Raw genomic sequence first — 26,376 nt, forward strand, 5'->3', positions numbered from 1 at the left:
ATGAAATATAGAGGGGAATATCTCTTTTGGGAGAATTCGACAAAAATGCAGTTCAATTGCATGGGGTTTGTCTTATGTAAAAATTTTGTAAATAAAAACAATTGTAGTTATAGATTGCCTTATGAAAAAAGATACCTCCGAAAAATAGCTAATTTCGGAGGTATCTTTAAAAACGCTTTTTTTACTTTTGGGTTTTTGTTGTTGGATATTTCTTTCACTGTAAACAGACAGAATACATCTTCTGGCCAATACTAGTATATATATATTTCTTAATATAAAAAAGAAAAATCGTATTGAAAAATGCATGCAATATTGCATATGATTACATTTCATTTGCAGATTGGTGACCTTCGCTCATAAAAAAATCACCCCAACATTCCAAAATGAAAGGAAGGATAGGGTAATTCATTGTTAAATAAATAATCCAGCAATCGTAGCGGATAAAATAGAAGCAAGTGTTGATGCAAATAGCATTTTCCAACCAAACTTAGATACGACACTTCCTTGTTTTTCGGAAAGGGCACGAATTGTACCAACGATCGCACCGATTTGGCTAATACTTGCGAAGCTAATTAAGAATACGGTAACGATTCCAACTGTACGTGGAGATAATGTTTTTGCAACTTCTTTTAAATCAAGAATAGCCACAAATTCATTTAAAACAATTTTTGTTCCCATGATTCCGCCAGCTGGGATAATATCGTGAGCTGGAATACCCATTAGGAATGCAAATGGTGCAAGAATGTAACCGAAGATTTGTTGCAGTGTAATCGCATGGCCCATTGCGCCTGAAGCTGCGCTAATTACATAGTTTACAACTTCCATCACACCGATAAAGGCGATCATTAAAGCAGCAACGATACCGGCTACTTTTAAACCATCTAATGCACCGTTAATCATTGCACCGATAAAGCTGTCTCCAAATAGACCTCTATCGAATTTCTGAACTGTTTCTTCTTCTTTCTTTGTATCAACTGGTGTTAATAAAGAACAAACAATTAAGCTAGAGAATAAATTCAGTGGCAACGCTGCTAGTACGTATTTCGCATCTAGCATCATAACGTACGATGCTGTAACAGAAGCTGAAACTGAGCTCATTGCCGAACAGCAAATGATGAACATACGGTTTTTATTAAAGTGCTTTAAGTCATTTTTAATAACGATTAATGCTTCGCTTGAACCAAAGAATACAGAGTTTACCGCATGGAATGATTCAACGCGTGGTAAACCAGTAATTTTGGAAATTGCACCGCCGACAATTCGAACGATGAATGGTAAAACACCTAAATAACTGAAAATAGAAAGTAGTGCTGAGAAAAAGACAATAATTAATAATACATTTAAGAAAAAGACAAAGTCTCTTTGAATTCCATTAAAGAGAAAATCGACACCTGTCGTACCAAGTTTAATTAGTTTGTTGAAAACCTTACTAATTAAAATGATGATCTGTTGACCAATTTTTGTGCCAAACATAAACCAACCAATTAAAATTTGGAAACCAATCATAATAGCAATTGCACGGAAGTTGATTTTACTTTTGTTGTTTGACAAAGCAAAACATAAACCTAACACGACAAGAATGCCGATAACGCTCATTACATATTGCATGTAGTTGCCCCTTTCAGAAGTTCGTATAAAGTTTTTACATAAAACGCTCATTATATAACTATATAAATACAATTTGAAAAACCGACATAAAAACCCTTTCTTTTTAGATGGAAGAGAGGATCCGATCAAGCATAGAAGCGGTCAGAGCCTATTTTAGCCCCGTGCCAAGTGAAACCAAAAAGAGAAAACAAGAGCGGGCCACTTTTTATTCTTCATAGCTAAACGATATACTGAAAAGTCAAAATGAATATATATAATTAAAATAGGAGAGGTTTTATGTCATACGTAAGATGTCTGACCTTTTAGAAAAGTGAAAAATAAAAAAAGACCCATATGGATTCACTTTCATCTATGAGAGAAAGCTAATCAATATGAGTCTTTGTATACACAAACAAGCTAATATTCATTAGTTTTCCCCATAGTCCAGCAATTTTCGGTTGCCGGGTAGAAACTCTCGATCCATATTATCAAGTATATATGAGGGAACATCGTCCGTATTAAATTATTAGTAGCGTAACATTAGTCAACAAAATTCGTCAATAGCTTTTTTTCTTCCAATGGATAAAGAGCATATGAGTATGGTAAAATGTAACGCAGTGTTATGAAAAAGAGAGGTCGGAAAATGAGTAATAAAATGACGCCACCAGTTGAAAAGAACGAGTTTATAGATGTAGTATTTGAAGATTTAACACATGATGGTGCCGGTGTTGCGAAAGTGAAAGGATATCCTATTTTCGTAAAAAACGGGTTACCAGGTGAAGAAGCACAAATTAAAATTATTAAAGTAAAGAAGAACTTCGCATTTGGCCGTTTAATGAAGCTTCATACAGAAAGCCCATATCGTAAAGATGCAGAATGCCCAGTTTACAACCAATGCGGCGGTTGTCAGCTTCAGCACTTAACATATGAAGGACAACTAAAGGCGAAAGAAAAACAAGTGCTTGACGTAATGCAGCGCATCGGTGGACTGCACGACGTACCAGTTCATCCTGTTCTTGGTATGGAGAATCCGTGGGTTTATCGAAACAAAGCACAAGTACCGATTGGAGAACGTGAAGGCGGGCTTGTAGCTGGTTTTTATCGCCAAGGAACACATGACATCATTAATATGGAAACATGCTTAATTCAAGCAGAAGAAAATGATGCATTAATTCAAGAAGTAAAACGTATTTGTGAAAAGCATGGCATCACAGCGTACAACGAAGAACGTCATAAAGGAACACTTCGCCACGTAATGGCTAGGTACGGACAAGTAACAGGGGAAATTATGCTTGTCTTCATTACACGTACGGCAGAGCTTCCAAACAAAAAGGCGATCATCGAAGAAATTACAACGAAGTTCCCAAATGTAAAATCAATTGTTCAAAACGTAAACACGAAACGTACAAACGTAATTTTCGGAGACACAACAACAGTCCTATATGGATCAGAATATATTTATGATTTTATCGGTGATATTAAATTTGCTATCTCAGCACGTTCTTTCTATCAAGTAAACCGAGAACAAACGAAAGTGCTATATGACAAAGCATTAGAATATGCAAAATTAGATGGAAATGAAACAGTAATCGACGCATACTGCGGAATCGGATCAATCTCGCTATTCCTAGCGCAAAAAGCGAAAAAAGTATACGGCGTTGAAATCGTCCCAGAAGCAATTGAAGACGCAAATCGAAATGCTGCATTAAACAACATGACAAACGCTGAATTTGCAGTAGGAGAAGCAGAGGTAGTCATTCCAAACTGGTATAAAGAAGGCGTAATTGCTGATACAATCGTCGTCGATCCGCCGCGTAAAGGCTGCGATGAGGCACTATTAAACACGATCATCGATATGAAGCCAAAACGCGTTGTATATGTATCATGTAATCCAGCAACACTAGCACGTGACTTAAAAGTATTAGAAGAAGGCGGATATAAGACGCAGGAAGTACAGCCTGTGGATATGTTCCCGCATACTACGCATGTGGAGTGTGTGGCTTGGTTGGAGTTGGTATAATAGAAAAGCAGTTGATATAGAAAAAATCTATACCATCTGCTTTTTTGTTTATAAAAATACCATTCAGGACCGACTTTAGTTAAAATAAACATTGCCGATTTTCACGATAGTTTTTCACAAATTATAAATGTCCAAATGTACTTGTGTTTGATAATAAGTTATTAAGCATGATATAAGTGTAAAAGAAGTGGAACATTTGGCTTTATATTTTTTGACTGAGAGTTTGAAGTTGTATCCATAGTGAGAGGATTTGAGTTTGAAATGATAGATAATTTTTGGCGTGATTTACCACGACCATTTTTTGTACTTGCACCAATGGAAGATGTGACAGATGTTGTTTTTCGTCACGTAGTAAGTGAAGCCGGTCGACCGGATGTATTTTTCACAGAGTTTACAAACTCGGATAGCTATTGTCATCCAGAGGGTATGAAAAGTGTGCGTGGCCGTTTGATTTTTACAGAAGATGAACAACCAATGGTGGCACATATTTGGGGGGATAATCCCGAATATTTCCGTCAAATGAGTATTGGCATGGCAGAGCTAGGATTTAAAGGCATCGATATTAATATGGGCTGCCCTGTACCGAATGTGGCATCAAGAGGAAAAGGTAGTGGCCTTATTCTGCGTCCAGACGTTGCCGCAGAACTTATTCAAGCAGCAAAAGCGGGCGGACTGCCTGTCAGCGTGAAAACACGACTTGGCTTTAAGGAGCTAAATGAGTGGGAGGAGTGGTTAACGCATATTTTAAAACAGGATATTGCGAACCTTTCTATTCATTTACGTACAAGAGAAGAAATGAGCCAAGTAGATGCGCATTGGGAGCTAATTCCCGAAATCAAAAAATTACGTGACCGTATCGCACCAAATACGCTACTAACAATCAATGGAGACATTCCTGACCGTCAAACTGGGCTACAGCTTGCTGAAAAATATGGTATTGATGGCGTTATGATCGGACGAGGTATCTTTAAAAATCCTTTTGCTTTTGAAAAAGAGCCGAAAGAGCATAGCAGTAAAGAATACCTTGATCTTTTAAGACTGCAGCTTGATCTTCAAGATCAATATGTGGAAGTACTGCCACGTTCAATCACAGGGCTTCATCGCTTTTTCAAAATTTATGTCAAAGGATTCCATGGAGCTGCTGAATTAAGAAATCAATTGATGAGCACGAAATCAACAGATGAAGTGCGTGCATTGCTTGATAAATTTGAAAAGAGTGTTGATGGGACAGAGGACAGTGAAATGGTGTAACTCTCAAAAAGTTAGAGGGGAAATGATTCACATCAACTCACGTGTGCTTATTTTATTCAGTTTCAAGTTCCCTTGCAGCCGACAACTTTTGTTTTGATAAAGTCTGTTTTCTGAAAGAAAAAGGTCTTAAGAATGTAATAAACCCACCAACACCCTTGTGTTGCCACATATACTCTGCATATGTGGAGTGTGTGGCTTGGTTGAGTTTAAAATAAATTTAAAGCAGAAAATGAGCAGTGTTTTTGAGAGATCAAAGTACTGCTTTTTCTTTTCGTTAACGCAACGGTGGAAAGAGTCTTATAAGCGTACCTCAGGGTTTAATAAATATAGACCAGATCTATAGGCGCAAGGAAGGAGAAGAGAATAAATCAAAAAATCATTTGAATCTTTCCTCAGACTCAAGGTCCTCTTGAGTTTTTTAGTATGACCTTCACAAGTATTAATTTGGGTAAGACTATAAAACATGTCTGTAAAGTGTTAAAGTATTAATTTAGCGGACATTAACTAAAAAGTTATATTAAACATGATAGTTTAAAGCATGTTAGAGGATACGCTTTGACTGCTGGATAAATAACCAACATTTTAGGAGGACAAACAATGGCTATAAGCAATAATGATATTTTAATTAGAGTAAGATATGCTCTGGATATAAAAGATATAGATATGGTGGAGATGTTTAAACTTGGTGGCGTTGAAGTAACAAAAGAAGAAGTGCGAAAGATGCTGACAAAATTAAAAAACAGTTACTATGATGAAGTTGACGATGATAGTGATGTAGTTGAAAATGATTACGAAATAAAATGCAATAATGTTATGTTAGAGTCGTTTTTGAATGGTTTGATTACTTTTAAAAGAGGAAAACAAGATCCAAAACCAGGGCAATCGGATAGACAAGCGATGTCTTTAAAGAGTAATGGAAGTGTTAATAATCTCGTTCTAAAAAAATTGAAGATAGCACTATCATTAACAAGTGAAGATATGCTTGATATATTAGAAGACGTAGGAGTCATCGTAACAAAAGGAGAATTAAGCGCTCTATTAAGAAAAGAAGGTCATAAAAATTACAAAGAGTGCGGCGATAGATACGCAAGGAATTTCTTAAAGGGACTAGCTGTTAAATATAGAGGATAAGGGATAAGTATTGTAGCATTTATGGTAAAGCAGTAAATGATATAATAGATAGAGTAGGGAGTTTGTAGCCTACTCTTTTTTATTTGTAAAAATAACAAGAACAAATACGCTAGGTGATGAAATGATACATACATATTTAGGTGAGACAATCAATTTTCATATAAATTACAAGAAGAAAAAATCAGTACGTCTTTATGTAGATTCTTACGGAAATGTTGAGGTACAAGCTCCGAAAGGGACGCCTGTTGAATATATAATCCAGTTGTTAGAGGAGAAATGGGATTGGATTCAGAAAACACGTAAGGAAATGCAGGAGAGAGTGCTTGGGCCACAGGAAAAGGCTTATGATCAAGGAGAGGGCTTTCTCTATTTAGGAAACACGTACCCGATACAGATTTCTCAAGATACAAGTATTGAGCAAGATAATGCGGTGTTTGAAGGAGATAAGCTGCATATTTATGTGAAAGAGCTTAAGAATGAGAAAATACAACAAGCTTTGAAACGATTTTATTATAAGCAGTGTAAAGCGTTAGTAGAGAAGAGTATTAAATCGTATCAAAGTAACTTTAAAACAAAGCCGCGTTTAATCCGTATTTCAGATAGTAACCGTACATGGGGAACCTGTGATTCAAATCTACAGTTAACGTTTAATTGGAAGCTAGCAATGGCACCTCAGAGGGTGATTGACTATGTAGTTGTTCATGAAATGTGCCATATGGTCCATTTAAATCATGATCGATCTTTTTGGCGTCTTGTTGGGAAGATAATGCCTGATTATAAGGAGATGGAAAACTGGTTAGCGTTATCAAGTTGGAAAATGACGGTTTAGTTATTACTCGGGATATGTGGCTTGAAATAAAGTAGAACCCTAATGAATTAGGGTTCTTTTTGTATATATATTATCGTCCAAATTTCACAACGAAAGCCTCATCCACTTTCTCCATCTCATATCCACGATAACCCTCTGAAAGTAATGCCTGCTGTTCGCTAGCATCACTTATCGAAATGTTCTTAACATCCGTCCAATCTCTTTCTTTATCCTTGCGCAACTCCTTCACAAATACATAACGCATATTCCCACCATACTTTTCCTTCAATGTCGCAATTTCCATTCCTTGCGCGAACTTATCTTTTAAGCTAGGAATATTAAATGGCGCAACTGTACAACAAACGTAATCGTATTTGCTGTCTGTTTGTGTTAATTGTTCCATAATCACTGTTGCTAATATTTTCTGCATGCCGTTTCCACGGCACTTTGGATGAACATTTGAGATTTCTTGGTAAATAACACGGTCTAAATCATCCTCAGTTAAACCAATATCAAACCCTAAATGTTCGTCATCAATAGGTGGGACTAAGAGTGCACGAAACGCAATCAGCTCTTGATCTACAAATGCACCAATTATTAAGCCGTTTCCGTTTAATATATATTGATATTCTTCTAACGTAAGAGGTTGCAAGCTATCTGTATTTTCTAATGCTTCAATTACAACATTTTGTAAGGATAAAATTTGCTGGATGTGATCGAAAGATAATGGTGCGACCTTGAATCTTTGTTCGTTTTGTTTTAATGTTCCTTCATAAAGAATGTTCATGTAGTGGTCCTCCTTTAGCGAACAACGTCTTGAAAAACGGTTAATTCATTTAGTATATCTTCATTGACATCGACGCCTAATCCTGGTTTTTCTGTTAAACGAATAAAAGGTATATCATAGGATAGATTCCCAATATCTTTTGTGAATTTTAATGGTCCTGTTAGTTCAACACTTGTAATAATCTTTTTCGAAAAGGCAACATGGAATCCTGCGGAAGAGGCAACAGATGATTCAACCATAGACCCAACTTGACATTCAATTCCAGCCATTTCAGCTTGATGAGCTAGTTTGACAGCTGGATGGATGCCGCCACATTTCATTAATTTAATGTTTACTTTGTCAGCTGCTTGCATTTGAATAATTTGGCGCATTTCACGTGATCCTTTTAATCCTTCGTCAATCATAAGGGAAAGATCTGTTTTGGAGCGAATAAAGGCCATTGCATTAATATCGTCAGCTATAACAGGTTGTTCAATCCAATCAATGTTCAAGTGTCCGAGTGAGCGTAATGCAGTTAACGTAGTAGCGCTATTTTTCCAGCCTTGGTTTACATCCACGCGAATTGCGATATCATTCCCTACTCGTTCACGTACAGTTTCAATTCTCTCAACATCTTTTTGGACATCTGTTCCGACTTTCATTTTAAAAGAGCGATAGCCTTTATTGATCATGGAAGCAGCTTCTTCTGCCATAGCTTCTGGGGAGGCGATACTTAAAACATGAGTAATTGGAAACACTTCATGGTAACGGCCACCAATCAATTGATAAACGGGCTGATTTAACTTTTTCCCAATTAAATCAAAGCAAGCAATATCAATCGCAGCTTTTGCGGTAGGAACACTATAAATAGTTTGATTCATGATGTCATGTATCTTCTCGATATTCATTGGATTCACACCTAGCAAGGCAGGAGCTAATGTATGTTTTAAAACTTGAAAGGTACTTTCCCATGTTTCGCCTGTAACGTGATCATCAGCTACTCCTTCACCGTAACCGACAATACCTTCATCTGTTTCAATTTTTACAATAATAGAAGGCATATCATGGTAAGTGCCGTAGCTGATAATAAATGGATCACGAAGTGGTAAACGAATTGCATAAAGATGAATTGCTGTAATTTTCATTGTATAATCCACGTCCTTTGTATCATAAATTTAAAGTTGCATATATTCTTAATTAGACTAATGATGAGTGATTTTTTAAAAGAATTTTCAGAATTTTTATCTTAATTACCTTATTATATTTCAAAAGAAATGAAGGGACAATCTCTTGACATTTGCGTGAATATTCAATATGTTTTTCGAAATAGGATTTTTATAAATGAGAAAACTGCTTCGAATTTAGGAAGGAGAAAGGGAAAGTGAAAACAGTAGAGCTTCAAGATCGTTTAAACGAAATTTTTCAGCATTTACACGAGAATCCTGAAATAAGTTGGAAAGAATATAATACAACGGCCTATATTACGAAATTTCTAGAAGAAGAAGGAGTTTCATATAAAGTATTTGATGATTGCCCTGGAGTTATAGCTGAAATGGGGAACGGGAAACCAGTTATCGCCATTCGTGCTGATATGGATGCATTATGGCAAGAAGTAGATGGGAAATTTAAAGCGAATCATTCTTGTGGTCACGATGCTCATATGACGATTGCGATGGGACTTATTTTGCAGTTGAAAAATGAGCATTGGAAAAAAGGAACTGTCCGATTTATTTTCCAGCCTGCAGAAGAAAAAGGAAATGGTGCTTTAAAGATGGTGGAGAAGGAAGCGGTGGATGACGCTGATTTCTTATTTGGTGTTCATTTACGACCAATTGAAGAATTACCTTTAAAAAAAGCAGCACCATCTATTCGGCATGGGGCAGCGGGATTTTTAGAAGCGAATATACACGGGGATGATGCGCATGGGGCACGACCACATCAAGGTGTGAACGCAATTGATGTTATTTCTATGATTAATATCGGATTAAAAAACATCTGGCTCTCACCGCAAAAATCATACTCTGTCAAAATGACGAAATGCCAAGCTGGTGGAGATAATTTAAATATCATTCCAGGAAATGGGCAATTCGGTTTAGATGTAAGGGCGGAGAGCAATGTATTGCTAGAAGAGTTAACGAACAAGATAGAACATGTCATTCAATCAGCTGAATCAATGGGAACGAAGATTTCTTATGAATGGGTTGATATTGCACCTGGGGCAGAGGTATCGGAAGAGGCAGAACAACTCATGCGGAAAGGAATTCTTGAAATATACGGAGAAGACGGATGCACACCACCACTTTTTACTACAGGAAGTGATGATTTTCATTACTATACGGTCAAAAGGCCGCATTTAAAAGCTGTTATGTTAGGATTAGGGGCAAATTTAAAGCCCGGTTTACACCACCCTTATATGAAGTTTGATCACGCTTGTATAATCGATGGAGTAGAGATAATGAAGCAAACTGTGTTGGAAGCTTTAAAATAATATTGGTTTAAAGTAAAAGCCTGATTTTATCAGGCTTTTTTTCTATGTTGTATAATAAAAAGTATTATTTCTTAATAGGAGAAAATCAATGAACGAACAATATTATGATGCGATATTAAATATAAAAACAGTAGGAGAGCAAAAGGGATTCAATAAGTCTCTGCATTATCATCGCTATGAACCAACACCATATAGCGGGCTAGAAATATTATTAGATCAATATGAAATGAAAAGCAGTGATCGGATTGTTGATTTTGGATGCGGAAAAGGCCGGCTGAATTTCTATATTCATCATGCATGTGGTGCGTCAGCTGTTGGAATAGAAATGAACGAGATGTTCTACAAAGAAGCAATGGAAAATTTAGAACGTTATGCGAAGAAATCGAGAAATAGTAAAGATAAAATTCAATTTCAATGTTGCTTAGCGCAAGAATATGAGATTGATCCGCGTGACAATCGATTTTATTTCTTTAATCCATTTTCAGTGCAAGTGTTTATGAATGTAATCAATAATATATTGCTTTCGGTGGAGGAAGTAGAGAGAGAAATAGAGATTATTTTATATTATCCATCGGAAGATTATATCTTTTTCTTAGAGAATCAAACGGCATTTGAATTGAAAGAGGAAGTTAGATTGCCTGGGGTGTATGAGCGGAATGGGAACGAGAGGTTTTTGGTTTATGGATTGAGAAGCTAGAAGGAGTAAAAAGATAAATAGTAAATGTCAGTGAGTATTTAGAATTAAATACGGTGAACGGTATCATAAATAAAACACAATGGAGTACAGGATGTTTGAACTTTGCTCATTATGTAAGATTGATAGGGGTTAAAGCGTATTAAATAAAAAGGAAGCAAGAAGCTCTTAAAATACAAAAGTAGCTTCTCGTTTTCATATAGGAAAACATTGACTCCCATCCCCAACAAGCTATAATAAAAACTAGATGTTCGTTTCAAACAAAATATGATACAAAAAGAACATATAACATAGATTGAAAAATACTTTCAATCTATTATTTTTACGGCTTTTAGAAAACGCTCACATTTAGTATGGAGGGAGAAACCATGTCTAAGTTCGCAGAGTATTTTTTAATGGAAGCTAATAATGTTATTGAGTATGTGAAAGAGAAGTTACCAATGTTTGAAAACGCAAAAGATTTGCAGTGCAAGGAAATTGGGGATGGCAATTTAAATTATGTGTTTCGTGTTTGGGATAAGGAGAAAGGAACTTCTGTCATTGTGAAGCAAGCCGGAGATACGGCGCGTATTTCAGATGAGTTTAAGTTGTCTACGAATCGAATTCGCATTGAGTCAAACGTTTTGCAGTTAGAAGGGAAGCTGGCACCTGGGCTTGTACCAGATGTGTATTTATTTGATAGTATGATGAATTGCTGTGTGATGGAAGATTTATCAGACCATACGATTTTACGGACGGCACTGATTGACCATCAAATGTTTCCAAAGCTTGCGGATGATTTAACTACTTTCATGGTAAACACGCTTTTATTAACATCTGATGTAGTGATGAATCATAAAGAGAAAAAGGAACTTGTGAAAAATTATATCAATCCAGAGTTATGTGAGATTACAGAGGATCTTGTGTACTCGGAGCCATTTACAGATCATAACAAGCGCAATGAGTTGTTTTCGATAAATGAAGGTTGGATTCGGGAGCATATATATGGAGATGAAGCACTTCGTATGGAAGTAGCGAAGCTTAAGTTTTCGTTTATGACGAATGCGCAGGCACTACTTCATGGTGATTTACATACTGGCTCTGTGTTTGTACGAAAGGATTCTACAAAGGTCATTGATCCAGAATTTGCTTTCTATGGTCCGATGGGATATGACGTTGGGAATGTGATGGCAAATTTAATATTTGCTTGGGTGAATGCAGATGTAGCGATGGTTGATGGAGTGGAAAAAGATACCTATATGAGTTGGCTGGAGTCTACGATTATAGATGTAATCGACTTGTTTAAGAAGAAGTTTTTAGAAGCGTGGAGCACACATGTAACAGAGATTATGGCAAAGGAAACTGGCTTTGCTCGTTGGTATTTACAATCTGTGTTAGTGGATACAGCGGCTGTGACGGGTTTAGAGTTGATTCGCCGCATTGTTGGATTAGCAAAGGTGAAAGATATTACATCGATTTCAAGTGATGAAGCTCGGGCGAGAGCAGAAAGGATTTGTTTACAGGCAGCGAAGAAGTTTATTTTACGAGCAAATGAATATAAAACAGGTGCTAGTTTTTTACAAACGTTAAACGAGCAGTCTGTCCATAGTGCAAAGTAAGGAGAGAAGATGATGACAGAGCAATTAATACCAATTCAGTGGAAAGATGATGCTTTAGTTTTATTAGATCAAACTCTATTACCAAATGAGGTAGTCTATGAATCTTTTACAACAGCTGAGGGTGTATGGGATGCCATTCAAGTAATGAAAGTACGCGGGGCACCGGCGATTGGTGTTTCAGCAGCTTACGGTGTGTATTTAGGCGTAAAAGAGACATCCGAAGATTCAGTGGAGTCATTTATAGAAGAAGTCAATAAAGTCTGCACGTACTTAGCGACATCTCGACCGACAGCGGTGAACTTATTTTGGGCACTTGAGAGAATGGAAAATGCGGCAAAAGAACATTCCCATTTATCTATCGCTGATTTGAAAAATAGGTTATTAGAGGAAGCAAAAGGAATTCATAAAGAAGATGAAGAGATTAACCGCCAAATTGGGGAATATGCATTAACATTGTTTCAAGATGGCATGGGTGTACTAACGCATTGTAATGCAGGTGCTTTAGCAACAACGAAATATGGTACTGCAACAGCGCCGATGTACCTAGCGAAAGAAAAGGGATGGGATTTAAAGATTTATTCTGATGAGACACGTCCTAGATTACAAGGATCTACGTTAACAGCACTAGAACTTCAGCGAGCTGGGATTGATGTAACAGTCATTACGGATAATATGGCGGCAATGGTTATGTCACAAGGAAAAATTGATGCAGTTATTGTTGGCTGCGATCGTGTAGCGGCAAACGGTGATGTGGCAAATAAAATTGGAACGCTTGGTGTATCCATTTTAGCGAAATATTATAACATTCCATTTTATGTTGCAGCACCGACTCCGACAATTGATGTAAAAACACCAACAGGTAAGGAGATTCCAATCGAGGAGCGTGATGCTTCTGAAGTGATTAACCGCTTTGGGCAATATTCAGCTCCAAAAGAAAGTAAAGTATATAATCCAGCGTTTGATGTAACGCCGCATGAGAATGTAACAGCAATTATTACGGAAAAGGGAATTGTTAGGGCTCCATTTACCGAGAATTTAAGAAAGTTATTTTAGTAATTATGAAATATATAAGTACAAATTGAAAAACTGATATAAAACCTTTCTTTTTAGATGGGAGAGAGCGTCCGTCCATGCATAGAAGCGGTCAGAGCCTCATTCTGCCCCATACCAAGTTAAAACAGGGGGAGAAAACGAGTGCAGATCATGTGTTGTTTTCATAGCAGTAACTTATATGTGAAAACAAAAAAGGAGTTATCCTTAAAAAACACGATAGGAAATGGAAGTTTCACTTTATATAAGTACAAATTGAAAAAACGATCTAAAACCTTTCTTTTTAGGTGGGAGAGAGCGCCTGTCCATGCATAGAAGCGGTCAGGTCCTCTTCCTGCCCCATGCCAAGTGAAAACAGAGAGAAAACAAGTAGCAATCATCTTTTGTTCTTCGTAGTAGCGACTTATATGTTGAAAAATCAAGATGGGTTTATATAGAAAATTGCTTATGTATATTAGACATATAAGAAAATAACGAAAAAGAGGACCGATTATCATGTCTAATTCACCGGTAGAGAGAAGAAATAAAATCATTGAGATGCTTGAACAAAGGGAGCACGTGGAAGTTTCATATTTAAGCCATACATTTCAAGTGTCGTTAATGACAATAAGAAGAGATTTAGAGAAGCTTGAAAAAGACGGCAAAGTCATTCGGATGTACGGTGGTGTAAAACTAAAAACAAAGCGGGTATATGAATATTTGATGGAAGAGCGTCTAAATAGTAATAAGAGAGAGAAGTTAGCAATCGCACGTGAAGCTGCTAGGTTAATTGAAGATGGTGATGTCGTTGCGTTTGATGCGAGTACAACAGCCCTTGAGGTAAGTAAACTTATTAAGGATCACAAAGATGTAACGGTTGTGACAAATAACCTGAGCATCGCGATTGAACTAGCAGATGTGCCAGAGATTGTTGTCATTGTACTCGGTGGCTTTTTACGTGGGAAATCATTATCTGTTATGGGAGCTTCTTTGAAACAGTATCTAGAGAGGATTTATATTGATAAAGCTTTTATTTCAAGTAAAGCACTTAGTTTTCATGAAGGCTTAACAGATACAGCTATTGATGAAGGAGAAGCGAAGCAAGCGATGCTTAGTAAATCGAATGAAGTCATTGTTTTAGCAGATCATACGAAGCTCGGAAAGGTTGCTTTCTATAAGGTTTGTGATAAACAGGGTATTACAAAAATTATTACAGATGAGCTCATACCGTTGACACCACTGCAGCAAGAATGTATTAACAGCTATAAAGAATATGGTACACCCATTATTCTAGCAAACTAGTCGTCACAGAGTTCACACCAAGGGGGATGTATATATATGTTACTACAAAAAGAAAGAGAAGAGATTGTAGCGTATGGAAAGAAAATGATCGCTAGCGGATTAACAAAGGGGACTGGCGGTAATATTAGTATTTTTAATCGTGAACAAGGTCTTATTGCAATAAGTCCAAGTGGTTTAGATTATTTTGAAACAGTGCCTGAAGATGTAGCTATATTGAATTTAGATGGTGAAATTGTGGAAGGTGATAGAAAGCCTTCTAGTGAACTAGATATGCATCTTATTTATTATAGAAAGCGTGAGGACATCAACGCACTTGTTCACACGCACTCCCCTTACGCAAAAACAATAGCATCATTAGGATGGGAACTTCCCGCAGTATCTTACTTAATTGCTTTCGCAGGGCCGAATGTACGTTGTGCGCCGTATGAAACATTCGGAACAAAGGAACTAGCAGAAGCGGCTTTTGAAGGAATGATTGATCGCCGTGCGGTTTTACTTGCTAATCACGGCTTAATGGCCGGTGGGAACAATATAAAAATGGCGTTTACTGTTGCGGAGGAAATTGAATTTTGCGCGCAAATTTATTATCAAACGAAGTGCATTGGAGAGCCAAAATTGTTGCCAGAGGAAGAGATGGCAAGATTGGCGAAGAAGTTTGATGGGTATGGGCAACAATAGAATTAGTAAATAGAAAAAATCCCTCGAGAACAAATCGATTCTCAAGGGATTTTATTTTTATTTCTTAAGTAACAAATACATAAAATAAGGAGCACCAATCAAAGCGACCATGATCCCCGCTGGAATTCCACTTGGCTCTACAATATGACGACCAATTGTATCTGCAAGTAACAATAGCCATCCCCCAATTAAAATGGCAACAGGAAGAAATAATTGATGCCTCGGTCCGACTAAAGATTTTGCGATGTGAGGAGCTATAAGTCCGATAAAGGCAATTCCTCCTGTGACTGAAACGGCAGAAGCTGCTAATGCAACGGCTGCTATAAGGAGTGAGCGGCGTTCTTTTTCGAGTGCGACACCAACACCAATTGCTACATGCTCATTTAATGCAAGGAGATTTAATCGGTTTGCTTTATAGAAAGTAAATGGAATGAGTACAGCTAGCCATGGAAGGAGTGCGAAAACAAAAACCCAGTCATCTCCCCAAATGTTTCCGGCAATCCATTTTACGATAAAGTCTACTTTTGCACGTTCAGCAGATGAAATAAGTACAATCATCGTTCCGGAAAGAGCGAACGTAAATCCAATTCCTGTTAATGTCAGTCTTATCGGTTGAAGCCCAGCGGTTTTACTGTATGAAAATCCATAGATGAGACAGGCTGTAATAAAGGCACCGATAAATCCAACGATTGGTAGCAAGTAAACAAATGAGCCTGCGTCTATTGGAAAATATAAAAAGAAAAGGGCAATTGCAACGCCTGCCCCTGAGTTAATACCGATAATACCAGGCTCGGCTAGATCATTACGCGTTATACCTTGTAGTATAGCTCCTGATAAGGCAAGTGCCATACCAGCTAATAGTGTAATCACAATTCGTGGTAATCGAAGAGAAAATAAAATAAATTCTTCTTTAAATGTACCTTGGCCAAAAAGTGTAGGTAGCAGTCTATCATAGGACAATGAAGCTGCTCCTAGGCCCATTCCAATTGTAATGGTTGCTGCAATAAGCAGGAGTAAGGCAAGTACGATTACTCGTTGTTTTTTAGATTGTTGAATCATGAGAACGACCTTCCTCCTTTACGTACGATGAATAGGAAGAATGGTAAACCTACAATTGCGATAATGGCCGCTATTGGTGTTTCATATGGAGCGTTGATTGTGCGTCCAAGTGTGTCAGCTAATAGCATAAAAGAAGCACCAGCAATGGCAGACATCGGTAGCACAAATCGATAGTCTGGTCCGACAATAGGGCGGACCATATGAGGTACCATTAAACCGATAAATGCCATATTTCCAACAAGTGCAACAGAAGCACCGGCAAGTAAAATGATAACGATAAAAAGAATGATTTTAATGACGATGATTTTTTGACCGAGTCCTATTGCTACTTCTTCGCTTAAGCTAAGAATCGTCAATTTCTTTGAAAATAAGATTGCAATGAATATACTGATTGAAATAACTGGAACAATGACCTGTAATTGGCTCCATGATGTTCCGATTACGCCTCCGGCAGTCCACATGGATACATCTTGTGAGATTTTAAAATAAATCCCGATTCCTTCTGAAATCGCGACTAAAAATGCTGAAACCGCGGCGCCAGCAAGTACAATACGAAGAGGAGAAAGCCCACCTTTTTTCATCATACCAATTCCGAAAACCATAATGGCGCCGATAGCAGCACCGATAAAACAAGCAATCATTATATAAAAATAGTTTACAGAAGGAATAAGGGCAAGTGTAATTGCCAAGGCAGCGTTGGCACCACCAGTTAGCCCGAGTAATCCTGGATCAGCGAGTGGATTTCGCGTTATACCTTGCATAATCGCACCAGAAACAGCGAGCCCAGCTCCAACAAAAATGGCTGCAATTTCACGTGGTAAGCGAAGTTCACGGATAATGGAGAACTTTTCTCCATTAACGTTAGAAGTCAGCGCTATCCATACATCCTTTATAGAGGTATCTGCTGCGCCAAATACCATGGCAACCATAAATATAATAAAGAACACAATGGTTCCTAAAATGAGCTTGTATACAAAGGAAGTGGAACGTAGATTGTCTTTTGTCATTAGTTTCACATCTTTTCTTTTCATAGAATAAAGGAAGAGGAATTCTTTAAATAAGAATTCCTCATTGTTGTGTTATTTACCAAGAAAGCTTTTCTTGAAGAAATCTAGTTGGAAATCTAATGTGATTGGATCATTAAAATAGAATTCTTTCGCGTTTATTTCAAATGCTTTATTGTTTTTAACAGCTGGAATGTTTTTGTACGATTCTGTTTCTTGGAATGAATTATTCGTATCGTTGTTTTTACTTATAATTAAGTAATCCCCAGCATACTCAGGTAGAACTTCAGCAGATAATGCATAGTAGCCATCTTTTAGCGCTTTTTCTTTTACTTTTTCCGGCATTTTTAATTTCATTTCTTGATACAGGATTTCTGTTCCACGGCCCCAGTTATCGCCGAATACATAGATTTGTTTGTCGAAGTTTTCAATAACAGAAACGGTTGTATCTTCACCAATTTTTGCTTTAATATCTTTTCCTGCAGCAGCAGCACGTTTTTTGAAATCATCAACCCAAGCTTTTGCTTCTTTTTCTTTATTTAGTAGTTTACCGATTTCTAAATGTTGTGTTAAGTAGTCAACTTTCCCATATGTGAATGTTACAGTAGGAGCGATTTTCTTTAACTTATCGATATTTTTAATGTTTGATAAACCAATGATTAAATCTGGATTTAATTCGATAATTTTTTCAACATTTTCATCAGATACTTCTGTAACATCTTTTAATTTATTCTCAAAACGCGGATTCATTTTAGACCATGAATCTACACCAACAAGGTTTACACCTAAAGACATTACGTTACCTGCGAATGATGATAGTACAACAACGCGTTTTGGATTTGCAGGAACTTCAACTTTACCATTCTCAGATTGGTATGTAATTGTTTCTGATTTGCTTCCCTTTGCATTTGAATCGTTTTTCTTATCTGTCGAACCGTTGCTACAAGCACTCATAACGAGTATGAATAGAACTGTAAGTGAAATGAATAACTTTTTCATTTTTTCTTTCTCCTTTTTTATATAGCTTTCTAACGGGATAGATGTCTTGCACTTAGTAGTTAAGGAATCTTATAAATCTTGATATTGAGATTTATTATAATAAAATACTTGAGTGATCTATAAATAAACGAGCCGCTATTTCCCCTACAAATTTGTTAATAGTTTACAAATAGATAATGATTATCAATATCGATTCTTTAATAATATAATTTTATATTTTTTATTGTCAATAGTTATTTTGATTGAAAACCTGAAGGAAAAAGGTTATATTTTATTGAGAATGATAATCGATTATATTTGATGGCTGGGGAGTGAACATAAATGAATCCAGAAGAATTATTTGATGTGACCGTGATTGGAGGAGGTCCGGCAGGGCTTTATTCAGCGTTTTATAGTGGACTAAGAGAGATGAAAACAAAAATAATTGAATTTCAACCACAGTTAGGTGGAAAGATACACGTTTATCCAGAAAAAATGATTTGGGATATCGGGGGACTGCCGCCAGTTACTGGAGCGCAGTTAATTGAGCAGCTTGTGGAGCAAGGGTTAACATTTCATCCAGAAGTAGTGTTGAATGAAAAGATAGAGTCAATCACTCGGAATGAAGAGGGAGTTTTTGTGCTAACAACTTTCTCTGGTCAAAGGCATTTTTCAAAAACAGTTATTGTAGCTACTGGAAGTGGAATATTAAAACCACAAAAGTTAGCAATTGAAGGTGCAGAGAGGTTTGAAGTATCAAATTTAAATTATACTGTCAAATCTTTAAAGGGTTTTAAAGATAAGACTGTAATTATTTCAGGTGGAGGAAACTCAGCGATCGATTGGGCAAATGAATTAGAGCCCATTGCGAAAAAGGTTTATTTAACATATAGAAAAGATACCTTAGCTGGTCATGAAGCACAAGTTACTCAGCTTATGAATAGTTCAGTGGATTGTCTCTTTAATATGTCGATTACAAAGTTGATGGCTGATGATAATCACGAAGCAATTGAATATATTGAGTTAACGAATCATGAAACAGGTGAAGTTTCTCATTTACCTATTGACGAAGTCATTATTAATCATGGGTATGAACGTGATATGACATTATTGGAAAATAGTGAACTAAATGTTGAAATCGTTGATAATTATTTTATTGCCGGGAGTGCGAACAGTGAATCTTCAATAGAAGGGCTATATGCTGCTGGAGATATTTTAAAGCATGAAGGCAAATTGCACTTAATAGCTGGTGCTTTCCAAGATGCTGGAAATGCTGTAAATAAAGCAAAACAATTTATCCAACCAGATGCGAGTGAATATGGAATGGTCTCTTCCCATAATGATGTTTTCAAACAACGTAACCGAGAACTTATTAAGCGAATGATGAAATAATCGGTCGTGTTGAGAAGGTTAAAGAATGGAAAGGAATGAATAGAGAAGAATATGTAAATGAATTATGAGAGATTTGAAATAAATATCTTTTTAATGGATAAACACCCAGTTACTTTCCTAATCTTTATTAAGTAAGGAAGTAGGCTGGGTATTTATATAATTACTATGTTTTTTATCATTTGTATTACACTGGTTTCTTCAGTTCACGTCTTTTACATGTATTTTGGGAAGAGAATACATGTAAAAGACGTGAACGTTTGATTTGTAAATCTTTTTTTGTGGTTCATATTTTTTATAGACAAGGAAAATTATGCTGTTCCTTGTGCGTACTGATCAGGAAACTGCTTATTTTGCACAGAGGCAATATATTGTTTCCCGTGTTTTCTAGCCATAGATTCTAGTATGTGACGTACACGTTTTGTAAGATGTCCCTGGTTTTGTAACGCTTCACAGTATGCATCATAGTAAGCATATTTAGCCCAAAGGAAATCATCTTGTTGAAATATGAAATGATGTTTATACCATTCTCCAATTGTATTATAGTTTACGCTTTCATTTGCAGCCTTTGTTTGCTCAATGATTCTTTTTGGTAAAGCTTTAGAAAGCTGAGAAGCAGTATTTGTTGTTTCAGTTTGTAATGATTGCTCTAACATTGTAATGATGTGACGAGTAGCCATATGTTTAACTCTCCTTTGTGTAAATGGATAAATGCCATCTATATTTTTTTAATACTTACTATATTATTATACAATATATGGAATGCATCTACCTGCTTTTTGATTTGTATTTACAAAATCTTTTTATTTTATTTATAAAAATCTTTTATAATAATGTAGACATAAAAAATAATAAGGGAATGAAACAATTGTATATAACGGTAAAAGAAGCAGCAGAATATTTAAATATTCCGGAATCTTACATTGAAGAATTGGTTCAGCAAAAACGAATTCGAGCCGTGTATGACGGTGAGCAATATTTGCTGAATAAAGAACAGTTCAATGCGCATTTAGAGCAAATGGAAAAATATAAACAGTTAGTAGAAGAAATATTAAATGAGCCAATTCCAGAGGATATGGATGTAAAAGACGAAGATTAAAACTCATGGGCCTATAGCGTAGTACTCTATGAAAAATGATACAGAATCATTTTTATCCTGCTATTTGTGGGCAGTAATATTCCCACTTTAATTTCAACAAAAGTAAAGAAGCTAGGTGGAGAATAAATTGCCCGTAAAAGCCCGATTGGTGAGGGCTAATATTAATGGAGGATGAAAAATCCTCCACTAAGTAAAGTTTCACTTTATAAATACTGTTTCAAGATCTGTAGGATAAGTATCTTGAAACGGTATTTTTTTATGATGAAATAGTAAAATTGTGTGCATAAATGGCGGCTAATGACATGCTGGGTATTGATAGAAGCCATGCTAGTCTTTTGTACATCAGAGATATACATATTGGATAGATGTACCCCCGTGTTAAAAACATATTTTTATATAATGGGACAATCATAGAGAACGTAACCTGTACAGATACATATACTATCAGTGCAAACGACTTATAAAACAATGAAAGGGGTTTTCTCATGAGCACGATTAGTAGTGATTTGCTGTATGGATTGATTGGAGAGAGTGTTAGAGTGAATCGAGGTGGACCAGAGTCTCAAAAAGGTACAGTGGTCGCAGTGTATTCGGATCATTTTATTTTATTGAGTGAAAACAGAACGTTTTACTATTATCAGTTTCAACATCTAAAAAGTATTACAAAAAATGCGAAAGATGTTGCTGCAGACATTGGAGTTTTACCAACATTTGCACAAGGTGAAGATTTTCAAGGCTTACTTCAAAATTTAAAGTATCGTTGGGTGAAAATTAACCGCGGCGGTCCAGAAAAGATTGAAGGAATTCTACAAGATGTTTCTTCTGAATATGTGACATTAATTGTAAAAGAGGAAGTTGTACAGATTCCACATTTCCATATTAAAAGTATGAATTATGGTCTGCAAGCACTAGAAGAAGATGATTATCAGTCAAATAACCAAAAATCCGATCAGACAGCATATGTTCAATATTCAAGAGCAAGAGCAACAAGACAATCAAGTCGATATAATCGATCCAAATAATAACAAAAGAGGGGAAGGAGGGATGAAATTGGAAAATATATTTCCTGAAAATCAAATAAAAAGCTTGGTTTATCAAGGTGTAAAAGTAAACCTTGGTGGACCAGAAAGCCGTACAGGTGTGTTGCTGGCAGCAGGTGATGATTATCTCGTTCTTCAAGGAAATACAGGAGAGGTCATTTATTATCAACAGAAGCATGTAAAGGGTGTTGTAAAAAAGGCAAAAGAGATAGGGTTAAATCCTTATTTTATTGAGCAATCCTATGCGGATGGTGCAACGTTTCAAGAGATACTAGGTAGTCTTAAGTATAAATGGGTCAAAATTAATCGCGGTGGACCAGAAAGCGTAGAAGGTTTATTAAGTGATGTAAATGAAGAATACGTTACATTAGTGAACCGTGATGAGGTAATTTACGTTATTAACTTTCACATTAAAAACGTAAATCAAATCGTTAAAACTAATAAAGATGAAGAAGAGTAATGTTTGATAAATAAGAGGGGGCAGTATGGAATAGGTAGTGGCGAATGTTTTTTGTTCAATTGCTATTATTTTACTATAGTCTAAATGCCCTCCTCTACTATTCATACAGATAGAAAGAGAGCATTGTGTCACTTTGCATACATGTTTTAGCCCCCTATTATTCTTTTTTAGCTACATGTGAATGAGAGATAAAGAGGAAGTTACGCTTTGGAGAAAGGAGGATACAGGTGAACGAACTAAGCAAAAATATTGGAGAATATATCTATGTTAAATTAATTGGCGAGAAAAGGTTTAAAGGATTATTAATTGATGTAGGCAATGATATTGTTGTTATTTATGATGGGAAAGACTACATCTATATTTCCTTATATCATATTCAATATTATAAATTTATGGCGAGTCTTGTGACCGAAATACACAAGCCAGAAACAGATTCTGTTATTAAAAGAGAGTCACCATCAATTTCCCTTCGAAAAGTACTGAGCACATCTAAAGGGATTTTTACGGAGATTTATGTAGCTGGTGGTTATCCTATTCATGGTTATGTTGCAAGTGTTATGAATGATTATTTAGTATTCTATAGTCCTGTGTACAAAACAGTATATATTTCTTTAAAACATCTAAAATGGTTAATCCCCTATCAAGAAAATCAAATTCCGTATTCCCTCAATAAAAATGAGCTTTCAGTTAATCCATTAAATATTACACTAGCTAGAACATTTGAAGAACAACTAATCAAAATGGCAAGGAAAATTATGGTGTTTGATTTAGGCGAACATTCAAATAAAATTGGGAAGATGACGAAAATTGAAGATGGTCATATTGAATTGATCAAGGCGCGTGATGAAAAAGTATATTTAAATATTCAACATGTAAAATCGGTTCATTTTCCGTAAGCTTGTTAAGAAGGCTTGCTTTTTCTTTTATGTGTGTAAAAGAAAAGGTCGAGTCTATTTTTATCCCGTAAAAGCCCGATTGGTGAGGGCTAACTATCAGTGAGGGATGAAGACATCTCCTCACTGATTAAATATTTAATTTATTTAATCATGGATTAGTAAGAGAGAAAGGTATATTTTTATAATAAAAAATGTGTACGAGCATGTTTATTATGTCCAAGCTATCCTTTCAAAATTGAATAGATTATGTATTATCTAACTAAATATTAAAGGGGTTTTCAGGGTGAGTCAGCTTAGACATTCTTTTTCAATTACATTACTTGGTAGTGGGGGAGGAGCCGCTAAAGCAGTATTGGCAGTTTTAAATCAAACTGTGGCGAATATAAATGATCCCATCTATTCTATGATAAAAGATTTAAAGTTTCATCTCGTTGATATAAAGCAAAAGGAAAAAAGCTATTATGACGAATTATTTCCGAATTTAAAGGGGAAATTCTTTCTTCATGAAATGGATCTTCAAAATACAATACTGTTTAAACAGCATTTACAGAAAACGGATGCAGGTGTAGTTATCGACGTTTCCGGAGCAGATACGATTCGTATACTTAGTTGTTGTAATGAATTAGGTATTTCGTATGTAAATTCAGCTTTGGAGAATGAGCAGGTGGATCAGGATGATAGCTTAAAGGGGTTTCAGCTTACAGAACGTTATACGAGATTTGAAAAGGAAAAAATAATTTTATAAATACAAGAGCTATCATAGGATCGGGAATGAATCCTGGTGTTGTTCAATGGATGGTTGTACAGCTTATGAAAGAACAACCGGGAAAAAAACCACGTGCGTGTTATATTATAGAGCATGATTATTCTTTCTTTGCAGACCAAAGTCTTATAAAACCTAATACACTGTATGCTTCATGGGCGGTAGAACGTTTTCTTGATGAAGCAATATTAAGTTATCCAATGTATGTGAGTCATCATCGGCCCATCTATTTTTATGAGGATGTATATGCTTCGGAATATAAAGTGAGATTAGGAGAGAAAGAGTTTCATGGTTGCCTAATGCCACATGAAGAAGTTCTGATTCTTGGTAAAACATTTGATATGGAAGTGGGTTTTCTTTATCGTATTAATGAATATACAACAGATTTAATTCGAAAAAATCTAGATGATGTGGATAAATTATGGAATTGGAATCGAAAAGTTTTTAATCCAGCAGAGGAAGAAATAGTCGGAGAAGATTTAGTTGGTGTGTTACTTGTCTATGAAGACAATGAAAAATATATGTACAATGTAATGAATAGTAGTGAAGTTTTCCAGAAATATAAGACAAACGCGACTTATTTTCAAGTTGGTTGCGGAATCTATGCTGGTTTGTCCAGTTTACTGCTAGATATATTTTCACCAGGTGTGTATTATGTTGAGGAATTATTACTTAATACAAAAAGTAAGTATGGTGAATATTTACATGTTTATATGAAAGATTTTGTGATGGGTGATAATTCATTTACGGATGGATTGCTTCATGAGCGGGTGAAGTGGATATAATTTATCCCGCCATTTGTGGGCAGTAAGACCTTCACCTCAAAGTTCAGCGAAAGCGAAGAGGTTAGGTGGTGGATCAACTGACTGTAAAAACCAGATTGGTGAGGACTAATAATCAGTGTGGAATGAGGCTTCCACTGATTAAGGTTTCATTTTGTGTAATTGTTAACAGGGGGAGTTTGTTCACTCCCTCTTTTAGTGTTATGGTATGAAAGGAAGTTAGAATAAAAATAGTATAGCTATTTTATATAGGATAATATTACTAGAAATTTCACATGACGTAAAAGTTAGATAGGAATGACTTTAAAGGGCTTTACTCAAATTCAAAAAGAGCGCAATCTAGCTGATAATGCTAGTTATGATATTATGCTGCAGGAAATTGAGAGAATCAATGGATTTGTTAGTGAGTTAATGTTACTTGGAAAACCGAAACCAACAATGTATCAATTATGTGATATGCGAAAAGTTCTGTTATATGTTGTTCATTTGATGGAAAGTTATGCAATGCAGTACGCTGTAAAAATACATATACAAGTAGATGAGGCGTTACCTGATATAAAGGGTGATGAAAAACAATTAAAGCAAGTCTTATTAAATCTTGTGAAAAATGGGATTGAATCGATGATGCATGGTGAAGATTTGAGAATTTCTGCCTATAAAACGATAGAAGAAAAATTGTTTATTTGCATTCAAGATGAGGGATGCGGTATGGATAGCGAAAGAATAGAGAGACTTGGAAAGTCTGTTTATACGACAAAGGAAAATGGAACTGGTCTTGGTTTAATCATTACAAATAAAATTATTGAAGAGCATCAAGGGATGATTCAATTCAAAAGTAACATTGGCACAGGGACAAAAGTAGAAGTGACATTGCCAACTATATAGAATTTAAAGACAAGAGTACTTTTCAGAAAAGTGCTCTTGTTGTGTAAATATAAACATTTTATAAAAAGCTTCAAGAATGCTTTTTTTTATAAAAAACTTAGTTTATAATGGAGGAAAATATCGACATGTAGTTTTATTACTCATGTACCGGTTTGTAGTTTTTACTTGTATGAATGTTTATATTGAATTGGGTTTTATGTGAATTAAAAAAGAGGGGTGCACATGCATCCTTTTTTCTATGCTGATATTATGACAGAGGTGGTACGATGGAACTAACATTAAATTCGACCGTATGTTTACACACTATTCAATTTCGAAAAGATCAAAAGAATTATATTGTAAAGGATACAATTACAGGAGAAAAATATGAAATGCCGCCACTTTGGATTGATGCACTTGCAATGATGCGTGACGGATTTTTATTGGGAGAAATTGAAGAAAAGCTAAAGGAAGAGTATCCAAAAGAAGAAGTGAATATTCTAGAATTTACGAGGCAATTGTTGGAACTAGAGCTTGTCGGAATGGTTGATGGAAAAGAAATTATTTGTAAGAAAAAGAAAGATAAAGATTATTTTGCATGGGTTCGTCCTCGGATTGAACAGTTTTTTCTTAATTTAAATCGAAAATATCGAAGCAGAGGTCAATGATGATCTCTGCTTTTTTGTTGCA

General features: G+C 35.9%; 23 protein-coding genes, 2 pseudogenes and 1 riboswitch. Of the genes and pseudogenes, 18 read left to right on the plus strand and 7 right to left on the minus strand.

Annotated elements, in window-relative coordinates; all coding sequences use genetic code 11:
* Positions 1–411: 411 nt before the first annotated feature.
* Positions 412–1,608, minus strand: a complete 1,197-nt coding sequence (locus tag JDS96_RS02390) for a NupC/NupG family nucleoside CNT transporter (protein ID WP_199665864.1) — start codon at positions 1,606–1,608, stop codon at positions 412–414.
* Between the two features lie 399 nt (positions 1,609–2,007).
* Positions 2,008–2,109: riboswitch (purine riboswitch) on the minus strand.
* A gap of 121 nt (positions 2,110–2,230) precedes the next feature.
* Here JDS96_RS02390 and rlmD point away from each other — a divergent pair.
* The 4 genes from rlmD (at position 2,231) to JDS96_RS02410 (ending at position 6,818) form a co-directional block, all read left to right on the plus strand.
* The gene (gene rlmD / locus JDS96_RS02395; protein ID WP_199665866.1) at positions 2,231–3,607 is read left to right on the plus strand and encodes a 23S rRNA (uracil(1939)-C(5))-methyltransferase RlmD; all 1,377 of its coding nucleotides are present in this window, start codon (positions 2,231–2,233) and stop codon (positions 3,605–3,607) included.
* A 261-nt stretch (positions 3,608–3,868) separates the two neighbouring features.
* Entirely contained in the window at positions 3,869–4,858 is a 990-nt protein-coding gene (locus tag JDS96_RS02400; protein WP_199665868.1) for a tRNA dihydrouridine synthase, read from the plus strand.
* Positions 4,859–5,455: 597 nt separating this feature from the next.
* Complete coding sequence (locus JDS96_RS02405) at positions 5,456–5,989, plus strand: YehS family protein (protein ID WP_003205667.1); 534 nt, start codon at positions 5,456–5,458, stop codon at positions 5,987–5,989.
* A gap of 121 nt (positions 5,990–6,110) precedes the next feature.
* Positions 6,111–6,818, plus strand: coding sequence for a M48 family metallopeptidase (locus tag JDS96_RS02410; RefSeq protein WP_003194677.1), 708 nt, complete (start codon positions 6,111–6,113; stop codon positions 6,816–6,818).
* A 70-nt stretch (positions 6,819–6,888) separates the two neighbouring features.
* Here the strand turns inward: JDS96_RS02410 and JDS96_RS02415 are convergent, their stop codons facing one another.
* Together JDS96_RS02415 and JDS96_RS02420 are read right to left on the minus strand one after the other, a co-directional pair.
* Positions 6,889–7,584 carry a GNAT family N-acetyltransferase gene (locus JDS96_RS02415; RefSeq protein WP_199665870.1) on the minus strand — a complete coding sequence of 232 codons (696 nt, stop codon included), beginning with the start codon at positions 7,582–7,584 and terminating at the stop codon, positions 6,889–6,891.
* A gap of 14 nt (positions 7,585–7,598) precedes the next feature.
* On the minus strand, positions 7,599–8,708 hold the full coding sequence (locus JDS96_RS02420) for a mandelate racemase/muconate lactonizing enzyme family protein (protein WP_199665872.1): 1,110 nt from the start codon (positions 8,706–8,708) through the stop codon (positions 7,599–7,601).
* A 236-nt stretch (positions 8,709–8,944) separates the two neighbouring features.
* On the opposite strand from JDS96_RS02420, the gene JDS96_RS02425 reads away from it, so the two are divergent.
* From JDS96_RS02425 to JDS96_RS02450, 6 genes are all read left to right on the plus strand, one after another.
* A complete protein-coding gene (locus tag JDS96_RS02425; RefSeq protein WP_199665874.1) occupies positions 8,945–10,051 on the plus strand; it encodes a M20 peptidase aminoacylase family protein in 1,107 nt (368 codons plus the stop codon).
* 88 nt (positions 10,052–10,139) lie between these two features.
* Positions 10,140–10,748 (plus strand): class I SAM-dependent methyltransferase, encoded by a 609-nt coding sequence (locus JDS96_RS02430; protein WP_006093259.1) that lies wholly within the window; start codon positions 10,140–10,142, stop codon positions 10,746–10,748.
* 365 nt (positions 10,749–11,113) lie between these two features.
* Positions 11,114–12,343, plus strand: a complete 1,230-nt coding sequence (gene mtnK, locus JDS96_RS02435) for an S-methyl-5-thioribose kinase (protein WP_199665875.1) — start codon at positions 11,114–11,116, stop codon at positions 12,341–12,343.
* Between the two features lie 12 nt (positions 12,344–12,355).
* Entirely contained in the window at positions 12,356–13,396 is a 1,041-nt protein-coding gene (gene mtnA / locus JDS96_RS02440) for an S-methyl-5-thioribose-1-phosphate isomerase (protein ID WP_033670960.1), read from the plus strand.
* A 492-nt stretch (positions 13,397–13,888) separates the two neighbouring features.
* Complete coding sequence (locus JDS96_RS02445; RefSeq protein ID WP_199665877.1) at positions 13,889–14,674, plus strand: DeoR/GlpR family DNA-binding transcription regulator; 786 nt, start codon at positions 13,889–13,891, stop codon at positions 14,672–14,674.
* Positions 14,675–14,710: 36 nt separating this feature from the next.
* Positions 14,711–15,352 (plus strand): L-fuculose-phosphate aldolase, encoded by a 642-nt coding sequence (locus JDS96_RS02450; RefSeq protein WP_016112878.1) that lies wholly within the window; start codon positions 14,711–14,713, stop codon positions 15,350–15,352.
* A 57-nt stretch (positions 15,353–15,409) separates the two neighbouring features.
* Here the strand turns inward: JDS96_RS02450 and JDS96_RS02455 are convergent, their stop codons facing one another.
* Genes JDS96_RS02455 through JDS96_RS02465 form a run of 3 tightly spaced genes read right to left on the minus strand, consistent with a single transcriptional unit; the run spans position 15,410 to position 18,414 of the window.
* Positions 15,410–16,411: a FecCD family ABC transporter permease gene (locus JDS96_RS02455; RefSeq protein ID WP_199665879.1), complete on the minus strand. Its 1,002-nt coding sequence runs from the start codon at positions 16,409–16,411 to the stop codon at positions 15,410–15,412.
* Entirely contained in the window at positions 16,408–17,442 is a 1,035-nt protein-coding gene (locus JDS96_RS02460; protein ID WP_199665881.1) for a FecCD family ABC transporter permease, read from the minus strand. The genes JDS96_RS02455 and JDS96_RS02460 overlap by 4 nt, the downstream gene beginning before the upstream one ends.
* Positions 17,443–17,490: 48 nt before the next feature.
* The gene (locus JDS96_RS02465; RefSeq protein ID WP_033795832.1) at positions 17,491–18,414 is read right to left on the minus strand and encodes an iron-hydroxamate ABC transporter substrate-binding protein; all 924 of its coding nucleotides are present in this window, start codon (positions 18,412–18,414) and stop codon (positions 17,491–17,493) included.
* Positions 18,415–18,735: 321 nt separating this feature from the next.
* On the opposite strand from JDS96_RS02465, the gene JDS96_RS02470 reads away from it, so the two are divergent.
* Complete coding sequence (locus tag JDS96_RS02470) at positions 18,736–19,785, plus strand: NAD(P)/FAD-dependent oxidoreductase (protein WP_199665883.1); 1,050 nt, start codon at positions 18,736–18,738, stop codon at positions 19,783–19,785.
* Between the two features lie 308 nt (positions 19,786–20,093).
* On the opposite strand, the gene JDS96_RS02475 is transcribed toward JDS96_RS02470, so the two are convergent.
* Entirely contained in the window at positions 20,094–20,462 is a 369-nt protein-coding gene (locus JDS96_RS02475; protein WP_003205643.1) for a hypothetical protein, read from the minus strand.
* Between the two features lie 179 nt (positions 20,463–20,641).
* On the opposite strand from JDS96_RS02475, the gene JDS96_RS02480 reads away from it, so the two are divergent.
* The 7 genes and pseudogenes from JDS96_RS02480 to JDS96_RS02510 all read left to right on the plus strand — a co-directional run bounded on the left by JDS96_RS02480 (position 20,642) and on the right by JDS96_RS02510 (position 26,354).
* The gene (locus tag JDS96_RS02480; RefSeq protein ID WP_199665884.1) at positions 20,642–20,881 is read left to right on the plus strand and encodes a helix-turn-helix domain-containing protein; all 240 of its coding nucleotides are present in this window, start codon (positions 20,642–20,644) and stop codon (positions 20,879–20,881) included.
* A gap of 485 nt (positions 20,882–21,366) precedes the next feature.
* Positions 21,367–21,903: a hypothetical protein gene (locus tag JDS96_RS02485; RefSeq protein ID WP_003194708.1), complete on the plus strand. Its 537-nt coding sequence runs from the start codon at positions 21,367–21,369 to the stop codon at positions 21,901–21,903.
* A gap of 22 nt (positions 21,904–21,925) precedes the next feature.
* Positions 21,926–22,381 (plus strand): spore coat protein, encoded by a 456-nt coding sequence (locus JDS96_RS02490; RefSeq protein ID WP_374220968.1) that lies wholly within the window; start codon positions 21,926–21,928, stop codon positions 22,379–22,381.
* 227 nt (positions 22,382–22,608) lie between these two features.
* Positions 22,609–23,277 (plus strand): LSm family protein, encoded by a 669-nt coding sequence (locus JDS96_RS02495; RefSeq protein ID WP_199665886.1) that lies wholly within the window; start codon positions 22,609–22,611, stop codon positions 23,275–23,277.
* A gap of 283 nt (positions 23,278–23,560) precedes the next feature.
* Positions 23,561–24,825 (plus strand): annotated as a pseudogene (locus JDS96_RS02500) (S-adenosylmethionine decarboxylase related protein).
* Positions 24,826–25,125: 300 nt separating this feature from the next.
* A pseudogene (locus JDS96_RS02505) lies at positions 25,126–25,707 on the plus strand (ATP-binding protein); the annotation flags it as partial.
* A gap of 266 nt (positions 25,708–25,973) precedes the next feature.
* Positions 25,974–26,354 carry a hypothetical protein gene (locus tag JDS96_RS02510; RefSeq protein WP_003194716.1) on the plus strand — a complete coding sequence of 127 codons (381 nt, stop codon included), beginning with the start codon at positions 25,974–25,976 and terminating at the stop codon, positions 26,352–26,354.
* The last annotated feature ends 22 nt before the right edge of the window (positions 26,355–26,376 follow it).

Origin of the sequence: Bacillus cereus group sp. N21, from assembly GCF_016483395.1 — a bacterium.
Taxonomy (GTDB): domain Bacteria; phylum Bacillota; class Bacilli; order Bacillales; family Bacillaceae_G; genus Bacillus_A; species Bacillus_A pseudomycoides.